This window comes from Senegalimassilia faecalis (assembly GCF_004135645.1).
GTDB lineage: Bacteria > Actinomycetota > Coriobacteriia > Coriobacteriales > Eggerthellaceae > Senegalimassilia > Senegalimassilia faecalis.
This window is the reverse complement of sequence record NZ_SDPW01000001.1, coordinates 569,165-591,306: the sequence shown is the minus strand read 5'-3', so window position 1 is coordinate 591,306 and position 22,142 is coordinate 569,165. Positions and strand designations below refer to the sequence as shown.

29 protein-coding genes are annotated in these 22,142 nt (G+C 61.6%); all 29 read left to right on the top strand.

The genetic code is table 11. The annotated features are described in order from the left end of the window. Positions 1–831 (top strand): prolipoprotein diacylglyceryl transferase, encoded by an 831-nt coding sequence (lgt, locus tag ET524_RS02635; RefSeq protein WP_129423208.1) that lies wholly within the window; start codon positions 1–3, stop codon positions 829–831. A gap of 148 nt (positions 832–979) precedes the next feature. Then, complete coding sequence (locus ET524_RS02630; RefSeq protein WP_129423207.1) at positions 980–1,360, top strand: desulfoferrodoxin family protein; 381 nt, start codon at positions 980–982, stop codon at positions 1,358–1,360. A 133-nt stretch (positions 1,361–1,493) separates the two neighbouring features. Beyond that, the gene (gene pyk, locus ET524_RS02625) at positions 1,494–2,963 is read left to right on the top strand and encodes a pyruvate kinase (protein ID WP_129423206.1); all 1,470 of its coding nucleotides are present in this window, start codon (positions 1,494–1,496) and stop codon (positions 2,961–2,963) included. A 64-nt stretch (positions 2,964–3,027) separates the two neighbouring features. Continuing rightward, on the top strand, positions 3,028–3,930 hold the full coding sequence (locus ET524_RS02620; protein WP_129423205.1) for a class II aldolase/adducin family protein: 903 nt from the start codon (positions 3,028–3,030) through the stop codon (positions 3,928–3,930). 426 nt (positions 3,931–4,356) lie between these two features. Continuing rightward, the gene (locus ET524_RS02615) at positions 4,357–5,340 is read left to right on the top strand and encodes a phosphate ABC transporter substrate-binding protein (protein ID WP_129423204.1); all 984 of its coding nucleotides are present in this window, start codon (positions 4,357–4,359) and stop codon (positions 5,338–5,340) included. A gap of 24 nt (positions 5,341–5,364) precedes the next feature. Then, positions 5,365–7,128: a phosphate ABC transporter permease subunit PstC gene (pstC, locus tag ET524_RS02610; protein WP_161566586.1), complete on the top strand. Its 1,764-nt coding sequence runs from the start codon at positions 5,365–5,367 to the stop codon at positions 7,126–7,128. Then, complete coding sequence (locus ET524_RS02605) at positions 7,113–7,937, top strand: phosphate ABC transporter ATP-binding protein (RefSeq protein WP_129423202.1); 825 nt, start codon at positions 7,113–7,115, stop codon at positions 7,935–7,937. Before pstC ends, ET524_RS02605 begins: the two co-directional genes overlap by 16 nt. 283 nt (positions 7,938–8,220) lie before the next feature. Continuing rightward, the gene (gene rplB / locus ET524_RS02600; protein WP_129423201.1) at positions 8,221–9,051 is read left to right on the top strand and encodes a 50S ribosomal protein L2; all 831 of its coding nucleotides are present in this window, start codon (positions 8,221–8,223) and stop codon (positions 9,049–9,051) included. A gap of 22 nt (positions 9,052–9,073) precedes the next feature. Then, positions 9,074–9,346: a 30S ribosomal protein S19 gene (gene rpsS, locus ET524_RS02595; RefSeq protein WP_129423200.1), complete on the top strand. Its 273-nt coding sequence runs from the start codon at positions 9,074–9,076 to the stop codon at positions 9,344–9,346. A gap of 13 nt (positions 9,347–9,359) precedes the next feature. Beyond that, on the top strand, positions 9,360–9,701 hold the full coding sequence (gene rplV, locus ET524_RS02590) for a 50S ribosomal protein L22 (RefSeq protein ID WP_129423199.1): 342 nt from the start codon (positions 9,360–9,362) through the stop codon (positions 9,699–9,701). A 5-nt stretch (positions 9,702–9,706) separates the two neighbouring features. Continuing rightward, on the top strand, positions 9,707–10,420 hold the full coding sequence (gene rpsC, locus ET524_RS02585; RefSeq protein ID WP_129423198.1) for a 30S ribosomal protein S3: 714 nt from the start codon (positions 9,707–9,709) through the stop codon (positions 10,418–10,420). Next, positions 10,420–10,842 carry a 50S ribosomal protein L16 gene (gene rplP, locus ET524_RS02580; RefSeq protein ID WP_129423197.1) on the top strand — a complete coding sequence of 141 codons (423 nt, stop codon included), beginning with the start codon at positions 10,420–10,422 and terminating at the stop codon, positions 10,840–10,842. Before rpsC ends, rplP begins: the two co-directional genes overlap by 1 nt. After that, on the top strand, positions 10,843–11,037 hold the full coding sequence (rpmC, locus tag ET524_RS02575; RefSeq protein ID WP_009306348.1) for a 50S ribosomal protein L29: 195 nt from the start codon (positions 10,843–10,845) through the stop codon (positions 11,035–11,037). Positions 11,038–11,053: 16 nt separating this feature from the next. Further along, positions 11,054–11,314, top strand: coding sequence for a 30S ribosomal protein S17 (gene rpsQ / locus ET524_RS02570; protein ID WP_129423196.1), 261 nt, complete (start codon positions 11,054–11,056; stop codon positions 11,312–11,314). A 49-nt stretch (positions 11,315–11,363) separates the two neighbouring features. Then, complete coding sequence (gene rplN / locus ET524_RS02565) at positions 11,364–11,732, top strand: 50S ribosomal protein L14 (RefSeq protein ID WP_042432884.1); 369 nt, start codon at positions 11,364–11,366, stop codon at positions 11,730–11,732. 15 nt (positions 11,733–11,747) lie between these two features. Then, the gene (gene rplX, locus ET524_RS02560) at positions 11,748–12,071 is read left to right on the top strand and encodes a 50S ribosomal protein L24 (protein WP_129423195.1); all 324 of its coding nucleotides are present in this window, start codon (positions 11,748–11,750) and stop codon (positions 12,069–12,071) included. 118 nt (positions 12,072–12,189) lie between these two features. Then, positions 12,190–12,741 carry a 50S ribosomal protein L5 gene (gene rplE, locus ET524_RS02555; RefSeq protein ID WP_129423194.1) on the top strand — a complete coding sequence of 184 codons (552 nt, stop codon included), beginning with the start codon at positions 12,190–12,192 and terminating at the stop codon, positions 12,739–12,741. Between the two features lie 99 nt (positions 12,742–12,840). Then, the gene (locus ET524_RS02550; RefSeq protein ID WP_022370037.1) at positions 12,841–13,026 is read left to right on the top strand and encodes a type Z 30S ribosomal protein S14; all 186 of its coding nucleotides are present in this window, start codon (positions 12,841–12,843) and stop codon (positions 13,024–13,026) included. 108 nt (positions 13,027–13,134) lie between these two features. Further along, entirely contained in the window at positions 13,135–13,533 is a 399-nt protein-coding gene (gene rpsH / locus ET524_RS02545) for a 30S ribosomal protein S8 (RefSeq protein ID WP_129423193.1), read from the top strand. A gap of 19 nt (positions 13,534–13,552) precedes the next feature. Continuing rightward, a complete protein-coding gene (rplF, locus tag ET524_RS02540; protein ID WP_129423192.1) occupies positions 13,553–14,092 on the top strand; it encodes a 50S ribosomal protein L6 in 540 nt (179 codons plus the stop codon). A gap of 32 nt (positions 14,093–14,124) precedes the next feature. After that, positions 14,125–14,493, top strand: a complete 369-nt coding sequence (gene rplR, locus ET524_RS02535; RefSeq protein ID WP_129423191.1) for a 50S ribosomal protein L18 — start codon at positions 14,125–14,127, stop codon at positions 14,491–14,493. A 14-nt stretch (positions 14,494–14,507) separates the two neighbouring features. Further along, the gene (gene rpsE, locus ET524_RS02530; protein ID WP_129423190.1) at positions 14,508–15,029 is read left to right on the top strand and encodes a 30S ribosomal protein S5; all 522 of its coding nucleotides are present in this window, start codon (positions 14,508–14,510) and stop codon (positions 15,027–15,029) included. Between the two features lie 5 nt (positions 15,030–15,034). Further along, the gene (rpmD, locus tag ET524_RS02525; protein ID WP_129423189.1) at positions 15,035–15,226 is read left to right on the top strand and encodes a 50S ribosomal protein L30; all 192 of its coding nucleotides are present in this window, start codon (positions 15,035–15,037) and stop codon (positions 15,224–15,226) included. A 162-nt stretch (positions 15,227–15,388) separates the two neighbouring features. Beyond that, positions 15,389–15,838, top strand: a complete 450-nt coding sequence (gene rplO, locus ET524_RS02520; protein WP_129423188.1) for a 50S ribosomal protein L15 — start codon at positions 15,389–15,391, stop codon at positions 15,836–15,838. Next, complete coding sequence (gene secY, locus ET524_RS02515; protein WP_129423187.1) at positions 15,832–17,112, top strand: preprotein translocase subunit SecY; 1,281 nt, start codon at positions 15,832–15,834, stop codon at positions 17,110–17,112. Before rplO ends, secY begins: the two co-directional genes overlap by 7 nt. 102 nt (positions 17,113–17,214) lie before the next feature. Beyond that, entirely contained in the window at positions 17,215–17,841 is a 627-nt protein-coding gene (locus ET524_RS02510) for an adenylate kinase (RefSeq protein WP_129423186.1), read from the top strand. Positions 17,842–17,935: 94 nt separating this feature from the next. After that, the gene (locus tag ET524_RS02505) at positions 17,936–20,104 is read left to right on the top strand and encodes a hypothetical protein (protein WP_201738619.1); all 2,169 of its coding nucleotides are present in this window, start codon (positions 17,936–17,938) and stop codon (positions 20,102–20,104) included. An 85-nt stretch (positions 20,105–20,189) separates the two neighbouring features. After that, a complete protein-coding gene (nagB, locus tag ET524_RS02500; protein ID WP_129423184.1) occupies positions 20,190–20,915 on the top strand; it encodes a glucosamine-6-phosphate deaminase in 726 nt (241 codons plus the stop codon). A gap of 82 nt (positions 20,916–20,997) precedes the next feature. Beyond that, positions 20,998–22,134, top strand: a complete 1,137-nt coding sequence (gene nagA, locus ET524_RS02495) for an N-acetylglucosamine-6-phosphate deacetylase (RefSeq protein WP_129423183.1) — start codon at positions 20,998–21,000, stop codon at positions 22,132–22,134. Positions 22,135–22,142 lie beyond the last annotated feature (8 nt).

Here is a 22,142-nt window from a genome sequence, read left to right as displayed (position 1 = left end):
ATGCTCAACAACATATATCAGATGCTCGACCCGGTGGCGTTTTCGCTCGGGCCCTTCAGTGTGCGCTGGTACGGCTTGGCGTATGTCATGGGCTTCGTCTGCGCGGCGCTGGTGCTGTGGCGCGTGGCGAAGCGTTGGCGCGTGCGCGTGGACACCGACAGCCTGCTCACTATCATGCTGTGCGTCATCATCGGCGTCATCATCGGCGGCCGACTTGGCTACGTGCTGGTATACGGCGACGGCTACTATTTCGTGCATCCCGCCGAGGTCTTGGCGTTCAACCGCGGCGGCATGAGCTTCCACGGCGGGCTTATCGGCGCGTTGCTGTCAGGCATCGTGGCGGCGCACGTCACGAAAATCCCGTACCTCACCCTTGCCGACATGGGCTGCATCGCCGCGCCTATCGGGCTGTTCTTCGGCCGTTGCGCGAACTTCGTGAACGGCGAGCTGTGGGGCGCGCCCACCGATGCGGCGTGGGGCGTGGTGTTCGGCGGCTCTGCGGGCATGATGCCGCGTCATCCTTCGCAGCTGTACGAAGCGCTGCTTGAAGGCGTGCTGCTGTTCATCGTGCTGTACGCGCTGTCTCGCAAATGCCCGCCGCGCCCACAGGGTACGTTTCTGGGCGTGTTTTTGATCGGTTACGGCATCTGCCGCTTCCTTGTTGAATTCGTGCGCCAGCCCGATGCGCAAATCGGCTATTTGTGGGGCGGATGGCTGACCATGGGCCAGGTGCTCAGCGCTCCGCTGGCCATCGTGGGCGTTTGCGTGCTCATATATGCCGTTCGCGCAAAAAAGCCGCAACAGGGTCTTCCCGAAATGGTACAAAATTAGTATCATATAGATATGCAACGAGCCGATGGCGAAGATGTAACGAATTCGCAAAGGTTGCCGCACGTGCGGCTCGGGCGGTTCGCAGCGTTTCTATACTAGTTGGCGAGGACGCCGTCGGGGCGCCTTCGCAGACCGAGAGGGGTTTTCCATGGACGTCAAATTCTTCAAGTGCATGCATTGCGGCAACGTTGTCGTGAAGGTGTTCGACCAGGGCGTGCCGGTTGTGTGCTGTGGCGAGAACATGGTCGAGTTGCACGCCAACGACACGGATGGCGCGCGCGAGAAGCATGTGCCGCAGGTCACCGTCGACGGCGCCACCGTCACCGTGAAGGTTGGCGAAGTTGCCCATCCCATGACCGAGCCGCACTTCATCACCATGATCGTGCTGGTCACGGAAAAGGGCTACCAGATTGCGCCGCTTACGCCCTCCGACGCTCCCGAGGCCACGTTCGCCGTTGCCGAAGGCGACAAGCCGGTGCGCGCCTACGAGTACTGCAACCTGCACGGCCTGTGGGTCGCTGAAATCTAGCAGCTGCGCGGGTGCTGCCCTTGCATGCAAAGCAATCGAAAACGAGCCTGTCGCCACATCGGCGGCAGGCTCGTTTTGCGGTATAGTCGATGCGCAGAAACGAAATGCCGCGAAAGCGCCAGGGGAGGGAACCATGGCAAAACGAACGAAGATCGTCTGCACGCTGGGACCGGCCGTCGACGACGAGTCGAAGCTGCGCGCAATGATAGCGGCGGGCATGGACATCGCCCGCTTCAACTTCAGCCACGGAACGTACGAGGAGCACGCGCGCCGTATGGACCGTTTGCGCCGCGTGCGCGCCGAGATGGTCAGCCCGTGCGCCATCTTGCTTGACACGAAGGGCCCCGAGATCCGCACGGGCCTGCTTGCCGGGCACCAACCCGTGCAGCTTGCGGCGGGGCAGCGCTTCACGTTCACGGAAGCCGACGTGGAGGGCTCAAGCAGCATCGTGTCGCAGAATTGCCCGGGGCTTGCCAGCGCGCTTGAGCCCGGTGCTTCCATCCTTGTGGACGACGGCATGATCGAATTTTCGGTCGACGTCATCGAAGGCGCCGACATCCACTGCACCGTGCGCAACGCCGGCACGCTTGGCGAGCGCAAGTCCATCAACATTCCGGGCGCGTCCGTGCCGCTGCCTGCCATGACCGAGCAGGATAAGCAGGACCTGCTGTTCGGTATACAGCAACAGGTCGATTTCGTGGCGGCGTCGTTTATCCGCGACGCGGCGGGCGTGCGGGAGCTGCGCGCGTTTCTGGACGACAACGGCGGCGCCGGCATCATGCTGCTATCGAAAATCGAATGCTCCGAGGCCGTCGAGCACATCGCGGAAATCATAAACGCTTCGGACGGCATCATGATCGCCCGCGGCGACCTGGGCGTGGAGGTGCCGCCGTACAAGGTGCCGCACATCCAGAAGGAAATCATCCGCCTGTGCAACCGCGAGTCGAAGCCGGTCATCACCGCCACGCAGATGCTGGAATCAATGATCGTGAACCCGCGACCCACCCGCGCCGAAGTCGGCGACGTGGCCAACGCCATCTACGACGGCACGGACGCGGTCATGCTGTCGGGCGAGACGGCGGCAGGCAAATATCCCGTGCAGGCGGTGGAGATGATGACGCGCGTGGCCGAGGCCAGCGAACCGTACCTGTTCGACGAGCGTATGCCCGATCGTTCGCGCGACCGCGCGCGCGTGGCGCTTGCCGTTGGCATCGCCGCGGTGCAAACGGCCGAAACCATCAACGCGTCGTGCATCGTGGCGCCTACGCTTTCGGGCCACACGTCGCGCTTGGTGTCGAACCTGCGTCCGCGCACGCCTATCTATGCCGTTACCACGTCCGAGCGCGTCATGCGCCAGCAGCAGATTCACTGGGGCGTCACGCCCATGCTCGGCGACGTGCAGGGCGACATGGCGCACGTTGTGGAAAACGCGCGCCGCGCTATCGTGGAAAGCGGTTACGCGCATCCCGGAGACGTTGCGGTGTTCACGGCGGGTGATGTGGCCACCAGTCCCATGGTGTCGCATGCGCGCGAAGGCGCCGAAGGTGACGTTGCCGCAACGAACGTGATGTACGTGGTGCAGATTCGCCCGGAGGCGCGTTAGAGTATCGTTAGCTTGCCGGCGCGCTTTGCCTGCGGGCCGGCGCAACACGTTGAAAGGTTTGAACATGGGATTTTTCGATAACGCTCAAGATATGCTGGGCCGTGGCGCCAGCGCTGCGCAGGGCGTGCTTGACAAGGGCGTTTCCGCTGCGAAAGGCGCGGTTTCGGGCGTGGCCGTCGAGCAGCAGCTTGTCATGAAGAACCTTGTGCGCCTGTGCGCCGATGGATGGGCCGCCGGTTGGCACCAGGGCTTCGACGGCGCCGTGACCGTGCGCATGGACGACGCCGAAGTTGCTCCGTGCCGCCCGTTTTTCTACGATAACCCCTCAAGCTGGGTCAGCATGGGCGTACAGGACGTTCGCCTGGCCGGCGCGTTCATTGCCACTACGGGCTTGCGCACATCCATGCGCAACGTGGCGCTTGACCCGGCGCGCAACATCGGCATCGTCGAGATCAACGAGCAGGGCGACGCCTGGCGCATCGTGTGGGGCCTGAAAGATGGCGGCGTGCCCACGGCGGCGTTCCCGCAGCATTTCGCTGCGCATGCGCAGCACCGCGTCGTGTACAGCTGCGTGCCCGCTAACGTGGCGGCCGCGCGCCTGCTGCTGCCGGGCGACGCTGCCGCGGTGACGAAGGCGCTGTGGAGTGCGCTTCCGCAGGCCATGGCAGTGGTTCCTAACGGCGTTGCGCTGCTTGACGCGCCTGCGTTGGCGGTCGGCGATGTGGCGGCGGCACTTGATGTGCGCAGCGCCGCTGTGCTGTCGGACGGCGGCGTGGTGGCTGCTGGCTTGACGTGCGACGATGCGTTCGCCACTGCGCAGGCGCTCGACAAGGCCGCGGGCGTCTATGTTGCGGCGCGCGCCGCGAACGCGGGCTCCGACCGCTTCGCCGGCGCCCCGTCGGCCGAGCAGCTCCTCGCGTGGGCGAAGGCGCACGGCGTCAACGTCGACGAAAGCCTGCTTGCGTAAGCGCGGCCTGTCCGCATACTTGCGATTCTCAAGCGCCTGCGTCCTGCATTATCGCGGGGCGCAGGCGCTTTTCGTTTTGCCCTCCGCGCATCGTCCCATGCGTACTACGTTCGTGTTGCGGGGCTTGCATGCAGCTGCTCTTTGCCATCGGGCGTTTTCTCTCTGTGCCCCTGGCCACCCAAAATGGGTCGTATTCCATTCCAAGGATAACTGACCGTTGACAACGTCGGGCGCCCTTCGTACCATGCCACTCATGTAAAGGCTGCGTAAAGCGGGAATTCTGCACCCGCTTTGTCGGCGATGACAGCGGCCTTCGTATCAGCGCGCAATCGCGCATTCATTCTGCACCCAGCATAGCGAGATGGCGGCCGTACGGCTGCTGGCTTTCGTATGCCCTGGTGCCCGTCTTCCTAGGGAGGGAAAGCAATGGCAAAACAAGCACTGAAGGAAAAGCCGCTTGCCCGCGGCATCCTGGCCGCCGTCATGGCGGCGGCGCTCGGCTGCGGCCTTCTGGCTGGCTGCTCGTCGAACAACGCTTCCACGCAGCCTGCCGGCAACAAATCCGCATCCACCGAGCAGGCCTCCGGCGAGTTCCAGTCCAACATCATGTTCTGCGGCTCCACGTCGGCCTACCCGATCATCTCGTCGCTGGCCTTTTCGTTCACCGACCAGTACGAAACGTGGAACAAGGTTGACGCCAGCTTCCCCGAGAAGAACATCTCCATCTACGTTGCCCCGGGCGGCTCGGGCGTTGGCGTCAGCGCGCTTGAGGAAGGCACGTGCGACTTCGGCATGGTTGCCCGCACGCTGAAGGACTCCGAGAAGGAAAAGCTTGGCGACTACAAGGAATACGAGATCGCCAAGGACGCGCTGACCGTTTCCGTCAACGCCGAGAACCCCATCGTCGGCACCGTTGACGATATGTCCACCGACACCATCCGCAAGATCTTCGCCGGCGAAATCACCACGTGGGACCAGGTCGACGCAAGCCTGCCCGCCGAGCAGATCCAGGTGTACATCCGCGACCTGTCCGGTGGCGCCTACGAGGTGTTCCAGAAATCCGTCATGGGCGATTCGAAGGTCACCGACGCTGCCACGCAGTCCGCTTCCATGACCGAGCTGGCCACGAACATCGCGAACAACAAGTGGGCCATCGGCTATGCCGGCTTCGGCGCCTACAACAAAGCTAACGCCAACGGCACGAAGCTTGTGGCCATGAAGGTCGACGGCGTGGAGGCCACCGAGGCCAACATCGTTTCCGGCGACTACAAGATCCAGCGTCCCGTCATGTTCGTGGGCGTTGGCGAGCCCACCGACTCCGAGCAGGCCTTCATCGACTACATCTACTCCGATGCCGGCATCAAGGCCATCGAGTCGAACGGCTACATCCCGTCGTTCACCGCGAAATAGGTTTTGGCGCGCACAGCCATGCCTATGACGAAAACGGTCCGCGCGCGCAGGCGCTGCGCGGACCTTGTGCAGAATAGTTTGGTTGCGACGCTCGCGCTTGCGGGCGTCGCCGCGCTTGCGGCGGTGCTTGTCACCGTGGCGGTGCAAGGTTGGCCCATCGTCTCCGAGGTGGGCCTTTCGGCGTTTTTGCTCGGCAACAGCTGGATGCCCGTCGATTTCGGCACGGGCGCTAGCTTCGGCATCGCGAACTTCATTGCCGGCTCGGTGGCCGTTTCCGTGCTGGCGCTGGCATTGGCGCTGCTGGTGGCCATTGGGTGCGCGCTGTTCTTGTCGTGCGCGGCGGGGCCTGCGCTTCGTGCGGCGCTGTGCAGCGCCATCGACCTGCTTGCGGGCATCCCCTCGGTGGTGTACGGCTTCGTGGGCCTTGAAGTGGTTTCGAAGGCGTTCATCGAAGCGGGCCATCCGTCGGGCAACTGCGTGCTGGCCGCCGGCATCGTGCTTGCCGTCATGGTGCTGCCGTTCATGGTGTCGTCCATGACCGAGTCCATGCTGGCCGTGCGCCAGCGCTACCTTGCCGCATCGCTGAACCTGGGCGTGGGGAAGTGGTACGGCGCGTATGCCGTGGTGCTGCCCGTGTCGCTGCGGCTGCTGTGGCCGTCGGTCATGATGGCGTTCGCGCGTGCCATGGGCGAGACCATGGCCGTCATGATGGTGGTGGGCAACGCGAATCTGTTCCCCGAGCTGTTGGGCAAGGGCGAAACCATCGCGTCGCTTATCGCGCTTGAAATGGGCACGGCCGCAGCGGGCAGCACGCATATGCATGCCCTGTTCGCCGCCGGGTTCGTGCTGCTGGTCATCGTGCTTGCCGTCGATGCGCTAACGGCTTGGGCGCAACATCGACTTGCGCGCCGCGCTTCCCGCGGCGTGCGCGGCGGCCGCTGGGTGCTCGGGCGCGCCGGCGCGTGCCTTGCGCGCGTGTGGGCCTGGGCGGGCATGGCCGTAGTTGCCGGCTGCATCGTGTTTTTGTTCGCGTATGTGTTCAGCCAAGGCGCTGGCTACATTTCGTGGGAGTTCATCACGCAAAGCCCGTCGGGCGCTATCTTGGGCACGGAGGGCGGCATATTCCCCGCCATTGCCGGAAGCGCCTGGTTTACGGCTACGGCGCTGGTCATTGCCGTGCCGTTGGCGCTGGCCCTTGCCGTCTACCGCGTGTTTTTGTGCCGCAAGCCTGCCGTGGGGCACGCCGTGGGGCGCGTCATATCCGTGGCGGCCGGCGCTCCGTCCATCGTCATGGGCCTGTTCGCCTACGCCGTGCTCGTGCGCGACGCCGGCCTTGGCCGCTGCGTGCTGGCCGGCGGCGTGGCGCTGGCGCTCATGATCATCCCGTTCATCGAGGTGCGCGTGGAAAAGGCGCTGCGCGAGGTGCCTGCCGAGCTGGTGGCCTCGGCCTATGCGCTGGGATGCACGCGCTCGTACGTGGTGCGCACGCTGGTGCTGCCGTATTGCCGCGGCGAGGTGCTTGGCGCGGTGGTGCTGGGCGCCCTGTACGCCCTTGGCGCGGCGGCCCCGCTCATCTTCACGGGCGGCGTGGCGTTCGCCCCGGTTCCCACCGGCATCGATCAGCCCGCCATGTCGCTGCCGCTGCACCTGTACCTCATGCTTGCGCAGGGCACCACCATCCCGCAGGTGTACGCCACGGCGTTCGTGCTCATGGCGTTGGTGCTGGCGTGCAACCTGGCCGTTTCGGCGTATGCGCAGATTAGGAGAAGGCGATGGATGAAATCGTAAGCGAAAACGAAACCGGCGTTGCACGCGCGAAAACGGCTGGCGAAGCCTCGCCCGCGCAAGGTTCGCCGGCGCTTGAGGTTGCCGGCCTGCAGGCATGGTACGGCGACCGTCACGTGCTCAAAGACGTGTCGCTCACCGCGCGCACGGGGCGCATCCTGGCTATCATCGGACCGTCGGGCTGCGGAAAATCCACGCTGCTAGCGTGCCTGAATCGCTCCATCGAACTGGCCGAAGGCGCCCGGTGGTCCGGTCAAGTGCGCCTTGCGGGTGTGCCTACGCAGGGCTGGACGGCCGACAAGGTGCGCGAACGCGTGGGGCTGGTCATGCAGAAGCCCACGCCGTTTCCGTTCTCGATCGAGCGCAACATCACGTACGCGCTGCGCAACCGCGGCGTGCGCAAGCGCGCACAGCTTTCCGCTGCCGTCGAGCAGCAGCTGCGCGCGGTGGGCTTGTACGACGAGCTGAGCGGCGATGCACGCCGCAGCGCGCTTGAACTTTCGGGCGGCCAGCAGCAGCGCCTGTGCATCGCGCGCGCCCTGGCGGTCGAACCAGGCGTGCTGCTGCTCGACGAGCCGTGCAGCGCGCTTGACATCGCCAGCACGTCGGCGGTTGAGGACGTGCTGCGCCGCGCAGCGAAAACGTGTGCCATCGTCATTGTCACCCACAACCTTGCCCAAGCGCGCCGCCTCGCCGACGACGTCGTATGCATGAGCGGCGGGGAAGTGGCGTGGGAAGGCACGGTCGACGAGCTGTTCGAGCGCCAGCACAACACCGTGCTGCGCCCGCTGTACGGTTCCGACTTGCTCTAGAAGCATGCGTTCGCACCGTTGAAAAGCGCTCGCAACCTGGCTTGTGTGCAGGTTGTGGGCGCTTTCCGTTTCGCGAAGTTTTCCTTGAACGCCCCTCGAAACGCACGTATAATATCCAGTTGCGTCTGGTGACTTATGGATACACCCGGGCGCGTGGATTGACGGAGTCAGTGCGTCTGGCCTCAAACGGGCGCCCTTAGGCAATCGCCGATCCACAGCATGTAGGAGGGTTTGCGGTGCATGGTGAGGCATGCGAGCGTGAACCCAGATGGAAAGGTTTGAAATGGGAGTCAAACAGTACAGGCCGACTAGCCCCGGTCGTCGCTTCCAGACGGTTTCGGACAAAGCCGAAATCACCTGCGACAAGCCGGAAAAGTCCCTGCTTGCGCCGCTGAACAAGAAGGCCGGTCGCAACAACCACGGTCACATCACCGTCCGTCATCAGGGCGGCGGCGTGAAGCGTCGTTACCGCATCATCGACTTCAAGCGCAACAAGGACGGCGTGCCTGCAAAGGTCGCTACCGTCGAGTACGACCCGAACCGCTCCGCTCGTATCGCTCTGCTGCACTACGTTGACGGCGAGAAGCGCTACATCCTTCACCCGAAGGGCCTGAAGGTCGGCGACATGGTCGTCAGCGGTTCCGACGTGGACATCAAGCCCGGCAACGCCATGCCGCTGGCAAGCATCCCCGTCGGTACGCTCATCCATGCTGTTGAACTGCAGCCTGGCCGCGGCGCCGCTCTGGCCCGCTCCGCCGGCACCAGCATCCAGCTGATGGGCAAGGAAGGCAAGTACGCAATCCTGCGTATGCCGTCCTCCGAAATGCGTCGCGTGCTGCTCACCTGCCGTGCAACCATCGGCGAGGTTGGCAATGCCGAGCACTCCAACATCACGATCGGCAAGGCCGGCCGTAATCGTTGGCGTGGCATCCGCCCGACGGTTCGTGGTACGGTCATGAACCCGGTCGACCATCCCCATGGCGGTGGCGAAGGCAAGAACAAGACTTCTGGCCGTCACCCTGTCAGCCCGTGGGGCGTTCCGACCAAGGGTCATCGTACGCGCAACCCGAAGAAGGCCTCTAGCCGCCTGATCATTCGCCGTCGCAAGAAGTAGCGCTAAGCGTTAAGGAGTAATAGTGAGCAGAAGTTTGAAGAAGGGTCCTTTCGTTGAGCCTCGCCTTCTTGAGCGCATCGAGAAGATGAACGCGGCCGGCGAAAAGAACGTCATCAAGACCTGGTCCCGTGCAAGCACGATCTTCCCCGAAATGGTGGGCCACACCATCGCGGTGCACGACGGTCGCAAGCACGTGCCGGTGTACGTTACCGAGTCCATGGTCGGTCACAAGCTGGGCGAGTTCGCCCCCACGCGTACCTTCAAGGGTCACGCGGCCGACAAGAAGAAGAAATAAGAAGGGGTGAATCATGGAAGCTAAAGCAATCGCACGCACCGTGCGCATGTCGCCCCGTAAGGCACGCATCGTCGTCGACCTGATCCGCGGCAAGTCCGTTCCGGCCGCCCGTGAGATCCTGGCGTTCACCAACCGCGCCGCTGCCGAGGTCGTCGAGAAGACGCTGAACTCTGCCGTTGCCAACGCCGAGTACCAGCACCATGTGCGCCCGGAGACGCTCGTCGTGAAGACCGCTTTCGTTGACGAAGGCCCCACGCTCAAGCGCATCCGTCCCCGCGCTAAGGGTTCCGCTTCGCCGATTCGCAAGCGCACCTGCCACATCACCATCATCGTCGCTTCGCGAGAGGAGGCTTAAAGTCTATGGGTCAGAAGGTAAGCCCTACCGGGTTCCGCCTCGGTATCACCGAAGAGTGGCGCAGCCGTTGGTACGCCGACAAGGATTACGCCCAGAACCTGGCAAACGACTTGGCCATTAGGAAGTTCCTGGACAAGCAGCTGTCCCGTGCCGCCGTCTCCAAGATCGAGATCGAGCGCGCTGGCGACAAGATCAAGGTCATCGTGACCACCGCTCGCCCGGGTGTGGTGATCGGCAAGAAGGGCGCCGAGATCGACGCTCTGCGCAAGAAGCTTGAGAAGGTCGCCAACGGCCCCGTGAACATCGAGGTCGTCGAGGTGAAGCGCCCCGAGCTGGACGCCAACCTCATCGCCCAGTCCGTTGCTGAGCAGCTGGAAGGCCGCGTTGCTTTCCGTCGCGCTATGCGCAAGGCCGTTCAGTCCGCCCGCAAGTCCGGTGCCAAGGGCATCCGCATCCAGTGCGCCGGTCGTCTCGGTGGCGCTGAGATGAGCCGCCGCGAGTGGTACCGCGAAGGCCGCGTGCCGCTGCACACGCTGCGCGCAAAGGTGGACTACGGTTTCTGCACCGCCGCTACGCAGATGGGTTCCATCGGCGTGCAGGTGTGGGTCTACCACGGAGAGGTCATGCCCGGCCAGAAGGCTCCGCAGCCGGCGCTCGAGGGCAACTCCCGTCCGAACCGTTCCCGTCGCAACGACCGCAATGAGAGGGGGCGCAAGTAATGCTCGTACCTAAGCGTGTTAAGCACCGCAAGGTGCAGCGCGGCTCCATGAAGGGCCGTGCAAAGGGCGGTACCCGTCTGAACCACGGTTCCTGGGGCATCCAGGCGCTGGAGGCCCACTGGATCACCAACCGTCAGATTGAGGCCGCTCGTATCGCCATGACCCGTTGCATGAAGCGTGGCGGTAAGGTTTGGATCACCATCTTCCCGGACAAGCCGATCACCAAGAAGCCGGCTGAGACCCGCATGGGTTCCGGTAAGGGCAACCCCGAGGCCTGGGTCGCGGTCGTTAAGCCCGGTCGCATCATGTTCGAGATCGACGGCGTCGACGAGGCCACGGCTAAAGAGGCTCTCCGCCTTGCAATCAACAAGTTGCCCATCAAGTGCAAGATTGTGAACAAGGAAACGGAAGGGCAGGAGTAAATGAAAGCAGCAGAGATTCGTGAGCTGTCTGCCGACGATCTGCAGGCTAAACTCAAGGAAGCGCGCGCTGAACTGTTCAACCTGCGTTTCCAGATGGCAACGAGCCAGCTTGACAACACCGCACGCGTGAAGCAGGTCAAGAAGGACATCGCTCGCATCCAGACCGAGATGCGCGCCCGTGAGCTGAGCGCATAAAGGAAGGTTTGATAACATGAGCGAAGAGCGTAATACGCGTAAGGTCCGCCAGGGCATCGTGGTGAGCGCCGCTAACGACAAGACCATCGTCGTGTCCGTTGCCGAGCGTAAGCCGCATCCGGTGTACAAGAAGATGATGACGACCACCAAGAAGTTCCACGCGCATGACGAGAACAACGAGGCTGGCGTCGGCGACACCGTTACCATCATGGAGACCCGTCCGCTGTCGAAGATGAAGCGCTGGCGTCTGGTGGAGATCAACGAAAAGGCTAAATAGCATTTTCCTCTTGTCCCATCAGTTACCGATTGAAAGATAGGTTGAAGCAATGATTCAGATGCAAACCATGCTCGCGGTCGCCGACAACTCCGGCGCTCGCAAGGTGCAGTGCATCAAGGTCCTGGGCGGCTCGAAGCGCCGTTACGCGGGCCTGGGCGACGTAATCATCTGCAGCGTCAAAGAGGCTATGCCGAACGGTGCTGTGAAGAAGGGTGACGTCGTGCGCTGCGTCGTTGTGCGCGTCAAGAAGGAAGTTCGTCGCGCTGACGGCAGCTACATCAAGTTCGACCAGAACGCCGCTGTTCTGATCGACGCCAACGGTGCGCCGCGTGGCACGCGTATCTTCGGGCCTGTCGCCCGCGAGCTGCGCGAGAAGAAGTACATGAAGATCGTGTCCTTGGCACCTGAGACGCTGTAAAGGGGGTTATTCGCAATGAACAGCATGAACATCAAGAAGGGCGACACCGTCCGCGTTCTGTCCGGCAAGGACAAGGGCAAGGAAGGCCAGGTTGTGCGCTCTGTCCCCAGCAAGCAGCGTGTGGTTGTCGAGAAGGTGAACATGGTCAAGAAGGCCATGCGCCCGACTCAGCAGAACCCCCAGGGCGGCATCATGTCCATCGAGGCTCCCATCCATGTCTCCAACGTCATGGTCATTTGCCCCGAGTGCAAGCAGCCCACGCGTGTGTCTCATCGCAAGAACGAGGCCGGCAAGAACGTCCGCGTCTGCAAGAAGTGCGGCAAGGACATCGACAAATAGTGTTTGTTGAAAGTGGCCCGTCTGTGGGCGGGCCACTTTTGATACTATGACCCAGGCCATAGAAGACCTGGGACGCAGGGTCGGAAATCCTGCGTTTAATTCATCGAAAGGAAATCGCATGACTACTCCTCGTCTCAAAGAGAAGTACAAGAACGAAGTTGCTCCGAAACTCGAGTCCGAGCTGGGCATCACCAACATCAACAACGTTCCGCGTCTTGAGAAGATCGTCGTGAACATGGGTGTTGGCGCTGCTGCCTCCGACCACAAGCTGCTTGATGCCGCCATGAACGACATGCGCATCATCACCGGTCAGCAGCCCTGCATCACGCGCGCCAAGAAGTCCATCGCTGGCTTCCATGTGCGCGAGGGTCAGGCCATCGGCTGCAAGGTCACCCTGCGCGGCGACCGCATGTGGGAGTTCCTGGATCGTCTGCTGGCCACGGCTCTGCCGCGCGTCCGCGACTTCCGCGGCATTTCCCCGACCAGCTTCGACGGTCGTGGCAACTACACGCTCGGCATCACTGAGCAGCTGATCTTCCCCGAGATCGAGTACGACAAGATCGACCGCACCCGTGGTATGGACATCACGTTCGTCACCACTGCCGGTAACAACGAGAACGCCTTCGCGCTGCTTTCCGCGCTTGGCTTCCCGTTCAAGGACCGCGACTAACCCTTTTGTAGACCGTAAGGATGTCCCGCCAGGTCATCCTGCAGGCAGTTTAAAGCCCGCCTGCAAAGGCGGGCTTGGAAACAAGAAAGAAGGATTTGCATGGCAAAGAAATCGATGATCGCCAAGAGCAAGCGCGAGCCGAAGTTCTCCACGCGCCAGCACAATCGCTGCACGCGTTGCGGACGTCCGCGCGCTTACTACCGTAAGTTCGGCCTGTGCCGCGTGTGCCTGCGCGAGCTGGCCAACAAAGGCGAGCTGCCCGGCGTGACCAAAGCTTCCTGGTAAGCCGACTAGTAGGTACGCACGGGTGTGCCACGGTTCAGGCGGGGGCGCTAAGGGCGCCTATCCGAACCGAACCGATCGGCTCATCACGAACCAAAGGAGAAATTCACTATGACCATGACTGACCCTATCGCAGATATGCTTACGCGTGTGCGTAACGCTAACTCTGCTGGCAAGGCTACGGTCTCCATGCCTTCCAGCAAGAAGCTGGTTGAGATTGCCCGCATCATGCAAGAAGAGGGCTATGTGGCAGGCTACGAGGTTGTCGAAGGCGACCCGCGTGCCACGCTGGAGATCACGCTGAAGTACGGCGCGAAAAAGGCCAAGACCATCCGCGGTATCCGCCGCATCTCCAAGCCGGGTCTGCGCATTTATGCCGGCAAGGACGAGCTCCCTCGCGTGCTCGGCGGCCTCGGCACCGCTATCATCTCGACGTCTAACGGCGTGATGACCGACCGCGACGCCCGCAAGAAGGGCATCGGCGGCGAGGTTATCGCGTACATCTGGTAGGAAAGGAAGGGATACGTTTATGTCTCGTATCGGCAAGCAGCCCGTTACCGTTCCTGCCGGCGTCGACGTGAAGATCGATGGCCATATCGTAACGGTCAAGGGCCCCAAGGGCGAGCTCACCCGCGAGTTCAACCCCATGTTGACCATCACCCACGAGGGCGAGGAAATCATCGTTACCCGCCCTGACGACTCTCGCGAGGCCAAGAGCCTGCACGGTCTGACCCGCACCCTCATCCACAACATGGTCGAGGGCGTGTCCGCTGGCTACCAGAAGAAGCTGCAGCTGGTCGGCGTTGGTTACCGTGCTGCGCTCAAGGGCAAGGACCTGGAGATGCAGCTGGGTTATTCTCACCCGGTTATCATGGAGTGCCCCGAGAACATCACGTTCGAGGTTCCCAGCCAGACTGAGATCGTTGTGAGCGGTATCAGCAAGGAGCAGGTCGGCCAGGTGGCCGCTAACGTCCGCGCATGGCGCAAGCCGGAACCCTACAAGGGCAAGGGCATCCGCTATGAGGGCGAGCATGTGCGCCGCAAGGTTGGCAAGGCTGGCAAGGACTAAGCGCGCAAGCGTAACTGAACGAAGGGATTACCATGAATAAGCTTCAGAAAAAGCAAGCTGCGCTGGCCCGTCGCCATCGTCGCGTGCGCGGTAAGATCTCCGGCACGCCGGAGCGTCCCCGTCTTTGCGTGACGCGCAGCAACAACAACATTTACGTGCAGTTCGTTGACGACGTTGCGGGCAAGACCCTGTGCGGCGTTTCCACCCTCGGCCCTGAGTTCAAGGCCACGGGCAAGAACGGCGCAAACGTCGAGGGCGCTACCGCTCTCGGTGAAATCGCAGGCAAGAAGGCTCAGGAATGCGGCATCACGGCAGTTGTGTTCGATCGTGGCGGCAACCTGTATCACGGGCGCATCAAGGCTCTGGCCGATGCTGCTCGTGAAGCCGGTCTGAAATTCTAGAAGGGGTTTAGTCTATGGCTCGCAACAAGCAAGAGAACGCCGCAGCTCCCGAGCTCGAAGAGCGCGTCGTTTACATCAACCGCGTGTCCAAGGTCGTCAAGGGTGGTCGCCGCTTTGGTCTGACCGCGCTGGTGGTCGTGGGCGACCGCAACGGCCATGTTGGCGTCGGCATGGGCAAGTCCCAGGAAGTTCCGACCGCCATCAAGAAGGGCGTGGAGGACGCAAAGAAGAACATGTTCTCCGTGCCGCTGACCGACGAGCGCACGCTGCCGCATGAGATCATCGGCGAGTACGGTGCTGGTCGCGTTCTGATCAAGCCTGCTGTTCCTGGTACCGGCGTTATCGCCGGCGGCGCTGCTCGTGCCGTCCTGGAGCTGGCTGGCGTCGAGAACGTGCTGTCGAAGTCTTTGGGCACCGACAATGTCATGAACGTCGTTAAGGCAACCGCCGAGGGCCTGAAGGAAATGCAGTCCCCCGAGTCCGTTTCCGAGCGTCGTGGCATTTCCGTCGCCAAGATCTACGGCTGGAAGGAGTAGCTCTGATGTCTGACGCTAAGAAGACGCTGCGCATCACGCAGGTGAAAAGCTCCATTGGCTACAAGAAAGATCAGCTGGCCACGCTGAAGGCCCTGGGCCTTGGCAAGATCGGCCGTTCCATCGACCAGGTGGACAACGAGTCCGTTCGCGGCATGATCTTCAAGGTTAAGCACCTCGTAAAGGTGGAGGAGCTGTAAAGCTGCAAGGTTTAACCTATGCAAACTATCCTCAATAGGATAGAATTCTCGATTGGCGTGTCGGATTCCGGCGCGCCAATCGGCTGTATTGGAAGTTAGCTGGCGGCGAGCTGCCAGCGCCGGGTACCTGCCCGGAGAAAGCTATCTCAAAGGAGAAAAACAATGGAATTGAAGGATCTGAAGCCTGCTGCAGGCTCCCGCAAGAACCGTAAGCGCGTTGGCCGCGGCCACGCTGCTGGCCAGGGCAAGACCGCTGGCCGTGGTATGAACGGTCAGAAGTCCCGTTCCGGTGGCGGCAAGGGCGCCGGCTTCGAGGGCGGCCAGACTCCTCTGGCTCGTCGTCTTCCGAAGCTGCCCGGCTTCCGCAACATCAACCGTGTTGAGTACCTGCCCGTGAACGTCTCCCGCCTGGAGGAGAAGTTCGAGGCTGGCGACGTGGTGGACGGCGCTTCCCTGAAGGCCAAGGGCATTATCAAGCATGAGGACGCCCTGGTGAAGGTTCTGGGCGACGGTGACATCACCAAGGCTCTGACGGTTAAGGTTGACAAGGTTTCTGCCTCCGCTAAGGCGAAGATTGAGGCAGCTGGTGGAAAGGTCGAAGAGCCTTGCTAAGCTCTCTTATCGACGCGTTTAAGGTTCCCGAGCTGCGCAAGAAGATTTTGTTTACGCTGGGTATCCTTGCGCTTTATCGTTTCGGCGCCTACGTGCCGGTACCGGGCATCCCGTTCCATGAGTTCGCAAACACGTTCCAGGATTCCGGTGTGTCCATGACCATGCTCGACTTGTTCACCGGTGGTGCTCTGTCGAACTTCTCGGTCTTCTCGCTGGGCATCATGCCTTACATCACCGCATCCATCATCATGCAGCTGATGCAGGGCGTTATCCCCGCCGTGGGCCGCTGGGCGAAAGAGGGAGAAACCGGTCGTCGCCGCATCACGCAGGTCACGCGTTACCTGACGCTGGCCCTGGGCCTCATCAACGCCATCGGTTATCTGCTGCTGTTCAAGTCGCCGCAATACGGCGTTGTGTTCACCGACCAGGTTCCCGAGGTTGTTACCGATGTGCTCATCGTGTTCACGCTGGTGGCGGGTACCGCGTTCATCATGTGGATGGGCGAGCTTATCACGCAGCGCGGCGTTGGCAACGGCATGTCGCTCATCATCTTCGTGAGCATCGTGTCCCGCGTGCCTTCGGCCATCTTCTCTTCGGTGAACCTGACCACCGACACGGGTATGGGCATTGCCATTACGGTGCTCATCCTGGCTGTGGTGCTGGTGTGCATCCCGGCGATCATCTTCATCGAGCGTGCTCAGCGCCGCATTCCGGTGAACTACGCCAAGCGCGTGCAGGGTCGCAAGATGATGGGTGGCCAGTCCACGTACATTCCCCTGAAGGTGAATGCCGCGGGCGTTATCCCGATCATCTTCGCAAGCTGCCTGATCTACTTTCCGGCTCAGCTTGCGGCGCTGTTCAACGTGGGTTGGCTGACGGCGTTCGCCGATGCTATTTCCACGGGTTGGGTCAACTGGATTCTGACCATCGTCCTTATCGTGTTCTTCGCGTATTTCTACACCTCCATGGTGTTCAATCCGGAGGAAACGGCGGACAACCTGCGCAAGCAGGGTGGCTTTATCCCGGGTGTACGTCCTGGCTCTGCTACGGTCACGTACATCAAGAACGTGCTGCATCGCGTCACGTTGCCCGGTGGTATCTTCATCGCGGTTATTGCTGTGGTGCCTACCATCATCTTCTACTTCACCGGCAATCAGCTCATTCAGGCGTTTGGCGGCACGTCCATCCTTATCATGATTGGTGTTGCGCTTGACACCATGAGCAAGGTTGAAAGCCAGTTGAAGATGCACAATTACGACGGCTTCTTCAAGTAGTTTGCTCGTTGTGCTTTTACCGAAGGGAGGGTCTTTACGACCCTCCCTTTTTGCTATCATGGGATGGCATTATCTCTGCATATCTCGAAAGGATTGCTACGTATGAACATCGTGTTGCTGGGCGCCCCGGGCGCCGGTAAGGGCACGCAGGCAGCCAAGCTTGTTGAGGACTGCGGCCTGTGCCATATTTCCACAGGTGATATCCTGCGCGCTGCCGTTAAGAATCAAACGCCGCTGGGCGTGAAGGCCAAGGGCTTCATGGACGCCGGCGAACTTGTTCCCGACGATTTGATCATCGACCTGATGAAAGAGCGCATCCAGCAGCCCGACACCGAAAAGGGCGTTATCCTGGACGGTTTCCCGCGTACCACCACGCAGGCTGTGGCGCTTGACACCATGCTTGCCGAGCTTGAGCGCCCGCTGAACGCAGCGCTGCTCATCGATGTTGACTTCGAGGTTATCGTGAAGCGTCTGACTTCGCGTCGCATGTGCAAGGAGTGCGGCCACATCGGCACCGCCGCTGACGCGCAGTGCCCGGCTTGCGGTGGCGAGATGTACCAGCGCGACGACGACAACGAGGCCACGGTGCGCAATCGTCTTGACGTGTACGAGAAGTCCACGGCCCCGCTGATTGATTACTATCGCGGCTGCGACCTGCTGGTCACCATCGATGGCGATCGCGACGTTGATGTGGTGTACGCGGATGTTAAGCAGGCGCTGGGCCTGTAAATCTGCTGCATAACGTGCATATTTGCTTCAGAAGGGAGGGGTAGCGGTACCCCTCCCTTTCGTTATCCCGTATAATTCAAGCATTATGCCTACGATGCGCAACAACATATCCTATTGGAGCCGCAGGCTCATGCTTGAGCATGGCACCACCATCAAGCACGTGCTGAAAAGCGCGGCGGTGCTGGTGCTTATTGCCGTGCTGCTTGAGACGTTCGTGTTCAACATCAACTACTTCCGCACGGCGGGGTATCACACCACGAACTTGGACAACCGTCTTGAGCTTACGAAAACCACCGACGATCAGTATCGCGTCACGGAAGTGAACCACGTCATCGAGTTCAAAGACTTGAACTCTGAAGTGCATAACCTGTGGCTGAACTTCGATTACCGGCAGCCTGCTCAGCAGCTGAAGGTGAAGATTCAGTTCACCGACGAAGCGCATAGCACGTATTTCGATTCGACGGAATATACCGTGGGTGTCCCCGATGTGGACGTGAACACGCTGTGCGACCAAAGCGAGTTCATCAACCTGAACACCACGGGTTTGGTGACGAACCTGAAGATCACCATCACCGGCGAGGACATCAGCTACCCGGTGCTGCTTTCCGATGTTTCCATCAACGCGCGCGAACCGTTCACCTTTAATCAAACGCGTTTCATCTTGACGCTTGGCCTGCTGGCGCTGGCGTATATCTTGCGGCCGAAGTCTGCCGTGTACCGTATCGGCATTGTGTCGAACCCCCGTAAATCGAAAGCTGCCATCATCACGGCCGTGGCGCTTGAAGTGGTGCTGCTCAGTTCGTATCTGTTCATGGGGTCGAACTTGGTAGGCGTTGCTACCAGCACGTACAATTCCGGGTCGTGGGATGGCGTGAGCATTGCGAATACGTATAAGGTTGGCGGCGACAATGCGCAGCAATATGCTGAGCTGGCAAAAGCCATGGCGCACGGCCAGCTGTACCTTGATGAGGAACCGCCTCGATGGCTGCAGGACATGGATGACCCCTACGACAAGGGCGCCCGCGATGAGCTACAGAAGGAAACGGGCGAGGAATACCTGTTCGACGTGGCATACCATGATGGGCACTACTACGTGTACTTCGGCGTGGTGCCGGTGCTTATCTTCTACCTGCCGTTCTATTTGCTGACGGGCGCGAACTTCCCCACGGCAATCGGCGTGCTGATCGCCATCATCATGTTCGTGCTGGGCTGCTCGGCGCTGCTTGACCGCTTTGCACGCTATCACTTCAAGCGCGTCAGCCTTGGTCTGTACCTGCTGCTGCAAATACCGCTGGTCATATGCTGCGGCATTCTGTACCTGCTGAAGTTCCCGACGTTCTATTCGCTGCCCATTTCGCTTGGCTTGGCGTTTTCGGTATGGGGTCTGTACCTGTGGATGCGCGGGCGCGCCTCCGAGCGGCCATGCGGGTGGTACTTAGGCGGCAGCTTGTGCATGGCGCTGGTGGTTGGGTGCCGTCCGCAGCTGATCGTGCTGTCGCTGGTGGCGTTCCCGCTGTTCTGGCGTAAGTACATCACGAAGCGCCGCATCCTTACGCGTCGCGGTGCCGTAGAATTCGGTTGCCTGGTTGCCCCGTATGTGGTGGTTGCCGCCGGGTTGATGCTGTACAACCATGCGCGTTTCGGCAGCTTCACCGATTTTGGCGCGAATTACAACCTGACGGTGAACGATATGACGAAGCGCGGCTGGAATATCGGCCGCTTGGCGCCGGCGCTGTTCGCTTATTTTTTGCAGCCGCCCAGCGTCACCGGCGTGTTCCCGTTTCTGCAGGCGGCGCCGTTTGAAACCACGTACCTGGGGCAAACCATCAAGGAAATCACGTTTGGCGGCGTGCTGGCGTGCCTGCCCATCCTGTGGGTGCTGCCGTTTGCCAAGCGCATCTTGGAACTGCGATTCAAGACGCGTTCCACGCGCACCATCGCGGGCGTGATCATCGCGCTGCTGTTCGGCGGCGTGGTGGTAGCGCTCATGGACGCGGAGATGGCCGGCATCTTGCAGCGCTACTTCGCCGACTTCAGCTTCATGTTCTTGGCGGCAGTGGTGCTGCTGGTGTTCATTGTGAACGAGAACCTGCGCCCGGGCACGCAAACGCAGCAGCTGCTTATGAAAGTGCTGCTGGTGCTGGTGTCCATTTCGGTGCTGTACAGCGTGCTGGTGTGCTTCATTCCTGAAACCGGCTGGTTCTCGGATATTTACCCCTGGTCGTATCAAGACATTATTGAAACGGTGTTGTTCTGGACGTAATGCGCAGACGCGCCGCAAGCGTGATAACGTAAGACTGTTCAACAGGTGAGTCATATTTCAGACGATTCAACAAGAAAGGGTAGTCATGCAACTGTTCATTGAAGAGACGTATGAGGACATGAGCCGCCGTGCGGCCGACCTGATTGCCGCGCAGCTGGTGGTTGATCCCACGTCTACGCTGGGCCTGGCCACGGGTTCTACTCCCATCGGCCTGTACGCCGACCTGGTCGAGGACTTCCAGAACGACCGCATCAGCTTCGAGCAGGCCACCACGTTCAACCTTGACGAGTATCGCGGGCTGTCTCCCGAGCACGACCAGAGCTATCGCTACTTCATGCAGAAGAACCTGTTCGACCACGTGGACATCGACCCCGAGGCCACGAGCGTGCCTGATGGTGCCAACCCCGACGCGGAGGCGGCGTGCGAAAGCTACGAGCAGGCTATCAGCGAAGCGGGCGGCATCGATTTGCAGCTGCTGGGCTTGGGCCACAACGGCCACATCGGCTTCAACGAGCCGTGCGACGAGTTCCCGGTTCGCACGCACCTGGTGCAGCTGACGGAAAGCACCATCAATGCGAACAGCCGCCTGTTCGATTCCGTGGACGACGTGCCGCGCGAGGCGTACACCATGGGCATCGGCACCATCATGAAGGCGCGTGCCATCCTGGTGGTTGCCAGCGGCCAGGACAAGGCGCAGATTGTGCGCGATGCGTTCTTCGGTCCGGTCACCCCGCAGGTGCCGGCGTCCATTCTGCAGCTGCATCCCAACGTCACCGTAGTGGTGGACGCTGAGGCTGGCTCTTTGCTGTAGGGGCGCTTCATCGGTTTCAAGAAACACAATGCAAGGCTTTCCGTCATCGGAAAGCCTTTTTGCTGAAAGGAGCAAAAGGGATATGCGAATTGTCAACGGCATGGTGTTCGATGGGCAGTGCTTCCGCGAGCGCGACGTGGTGGTGGAAGGCGACCGTTTCGCGCGCGTTGAGCCGGCGGGTGCAACGGGCTCGGCCGGCGCGCACGACGTGGACGCGCAGGGCTGCTATGTGATTCCGGGCCTGATTGACGTGCACTTCCACGGCGCTATGGGGCATGATTTCTGCGATGCCGAGCAAGAGGGCATCGCAGCCATTGCGCGCTACGAGGCGTCGCGCGGCGTGACGGCTATTTGCCCGACCACCATGACGCTGCCCGAGGAGCGTTTGGCGCCGATTGTGGCGTCGGTGGCCGAGCATGCGACGGCGGACGACGAGGCGGGCATTGTGGGCATCAATATGGAAGGCCCCTACATTGCGCCCGACAAGGTGGGAGCGCAGAACCCGGCGTATGTGCGCAGCGCCTCCGTTGAGGAATTCGCGCGCTTGCAGGCTGCGGCGCGCGGGCTTATCAAGCTGGTTGACGTGGCGCCCGAGCAGCCGGGCAACTTGGATTTCATCCACAACGTGTCGCACGACGTGCGCGTTTCCGTGGCGCACACGTGCACGGACTACGATACGGCGTGCGCGGCCTTCGATGCGGGTGCGCGGCATATGACGCACCTGTACAACGCCATGCCCAGCCTGCATCATCGCGACCCGGGCCCTATTGCCGCCGGCGCCGAGCGCAACGACGTGACGGCCGAGATCATCGCCGACGGCGTGCACATCCACCCGGCCATGGTACGCCTGGCGTTCGCGCTGTTCGGCGACGACCGCATGATCTTGATCAGCGACAGCCTGCGCGCCTGCGGTTTGGGCGATGGCGAATACGAGTTGGGCGGTCAGCAGTTCACCGTGCGCGGCAACCGCGCCACTATTGCCAACGGCAGCCTGGCAGGCAGCGTGTCCGACGTTATGGCGTGCATGCGCACGGCGGTGCAGCGCATGAGCATTCCGCTGATTAGCGCCGTGAAGGCCGCCAGCGTGAACCCGGCGCGGGCGCTGGGCCTGGAAGGGGAGCGCGGCGCTATTGCCCCGGGGTACGTGGGGGACGCCGTGGTGCTCGACCGCGACCTGAACATCAAGCACGTGGTGCTTCGCGGCCGCGTGCTGAAGTAGACGTGGGG

Coding starts and splice junctions, on each gene's coding strand:
- rpsC (WP_129423198.1), top strand. CDS start 9,707: ATGGGTCAGAAGGTAAGCCCTACCGGGTTCCGCCTCGGTATCACCGAA.
- nagB (WP_129423184.1), top strand. CDS start 20,190: ATGCAACTGTTCATTGAAGAGACGTATGAGGACATGAGCCGCCGTGCG.
- rpsQ (WP_129423196.1), top strand. CDS start 11,054: ATGAGCGAAGAGCGTAATACGCGTAAGGTCCGCCAGGGCATCGTGGTG.
- pyk (WP_129423206.1), top strand. CDS start 1,494: ATGGCAAAACGAACGAAGATCGTCTGCACGCTGGGACCGGCCGTCGAC.
- rpsH (WP_129423193.1), top strand. CDS start 13,135: ATGACCATGACTGACCCTATCGCAGATATGCTTACGCGTGTGCGTAAC.
- rplV (WP_129423199.1), top strand. CDS start 9,360: ATGGAAGCTAAAGCAATCGCACGCACCGTGCGCATGTCGCCCCGTAAG.
- rplF (WP_129423192.1), top strand. CDS start 13,553: ATGTCTCGTATCGGCAAGCAGCCCGTTACCGTTCCTGCCGGCGTCGAC.
- rplO (WP_129423188.1), top strand. CDS start 15,389: ATGGAATTGAAGGATCTGAAGCCTGCTGCAGGCTCCCGCAAGAACCGT.
- rpmD (WP_129423189.1), top strand. CDS start 15,035: ATGTCTGACGCTAAGAAGACGCTGCGCATCACGCAGGTGAAAAGCTCC.
- rplP (WP_129423197.1), top strand. CDS start 10,420: ATGCTCGTACCTAAGCGTGTTAAGCACCGCAAGGTGCAGCGCGGCTCC.
- rpsE (WP_129423190.1), top strand. CDS start 14,508: ATGGCTCGCAACAAGCAAGAGAACGCCGCAGCTCCCGAGCTCGAAGAG.
- ET524_RS02630 (WP_129423207.1), top strand. CDS start 980: ATGGACGTCAAATTCTTCAAGTGCATGCATTGCGGCAACGTTGTCGTG.
- rplR (WP_129423191.1), top strand. CDS start 14,125: ATGAATAAGCTTCAGAAAAAGCAAGCTGCGCTGGCCCGTCGCCATCGT.
- pstC (WP_161566586.1), top strand. CDS start 5,365: ATGACGAAAACGGTCCGCGCGCGCAGGCGCTGCGCGGACCTTGTGCAG.
- nagA (WP_129423183.1), top strand. CDS start 20,998: ATGCGAATTGTCAACGGCATGGTGTTCGATGGGCAGTGCTTCCGCGAG.
- ET524_RS02550 (WP_022370037.1), top strand. CDS start 12,841: ATGGCAAAGAAATCGATGATCGCCAAGAGCAAGCGCGAGCCGAAGTTC.
- rplE (WP_129423194.1), top strand. CDS start 12,190: ATGACTACTCCTCGTCTCAAAGAGAAGTACAAGAACGAAGTTGCTCCG.
- ET524_RS02620 (WP_129423205.1), top strand. CDS start 3,028: ATGGGATTTTTCGATAACGCTCAAGATATGCTGGGCCGTGGCGCCAGC.
- ET524_RS02605 (WP_129423202.1), top strand. CDS start 7,113: ATGGATGAAATCGTAAGCGAAAACGAAACCGGCGTTGCACGCGCGAAA.
- rplB (WP_129423201.1), top strand. CDS start 8,221: ATGGGAGTCAAACAGTACAGGCCGACTAGCCCCGGTCGTCGCTTCCAG.
- ET524_RS02615 (WP_129423204.1), top strand. CDS start 4,357: ATGGCAAAACAAGCACTGAAGGAAAAGCCGCTTGCCCGCGGCATCCTG.
- rpmC (WP_009306348.1), top strand. CDS start 10,843: ATGAAAGCAGCAGAGATTCGTGAGCTGTCTGCCGACGATCTGCAGGCT.
- ET524_RS02505 (WP_201738619.1), top strand. CDS start 17,936: ATGCGCAACAACATATCCTATTGGAGCCGCAGGCTCATGCTTGAGCAT.
- lgt (WP_129423208.1), top strand. CDS start 1: ATGCTCAACAACATATATCAGATGCTCGACCCGGTGGCGTTTTCGCTC.
- rplN (WP_042432884.1), top strand. CDS start 11,364: ATGATTCAGATGCAAACCATGCTCGCGGTCGCCGACAACTCCGGCGCT.
- rplX (WP_129423195.1), top strand. CDS start 11,748: ATGAACAGCATGAACATCAAGAAGGGCGACACCGTCCGCGTTCTGTCC.
- ET524_RS02510 (WP_129423186.1), top strand. CDS start 17,215: ATGAACATCGTGTTGCTGGGCGCCCCGGGCGCCGGTAAGGGCACGCAG.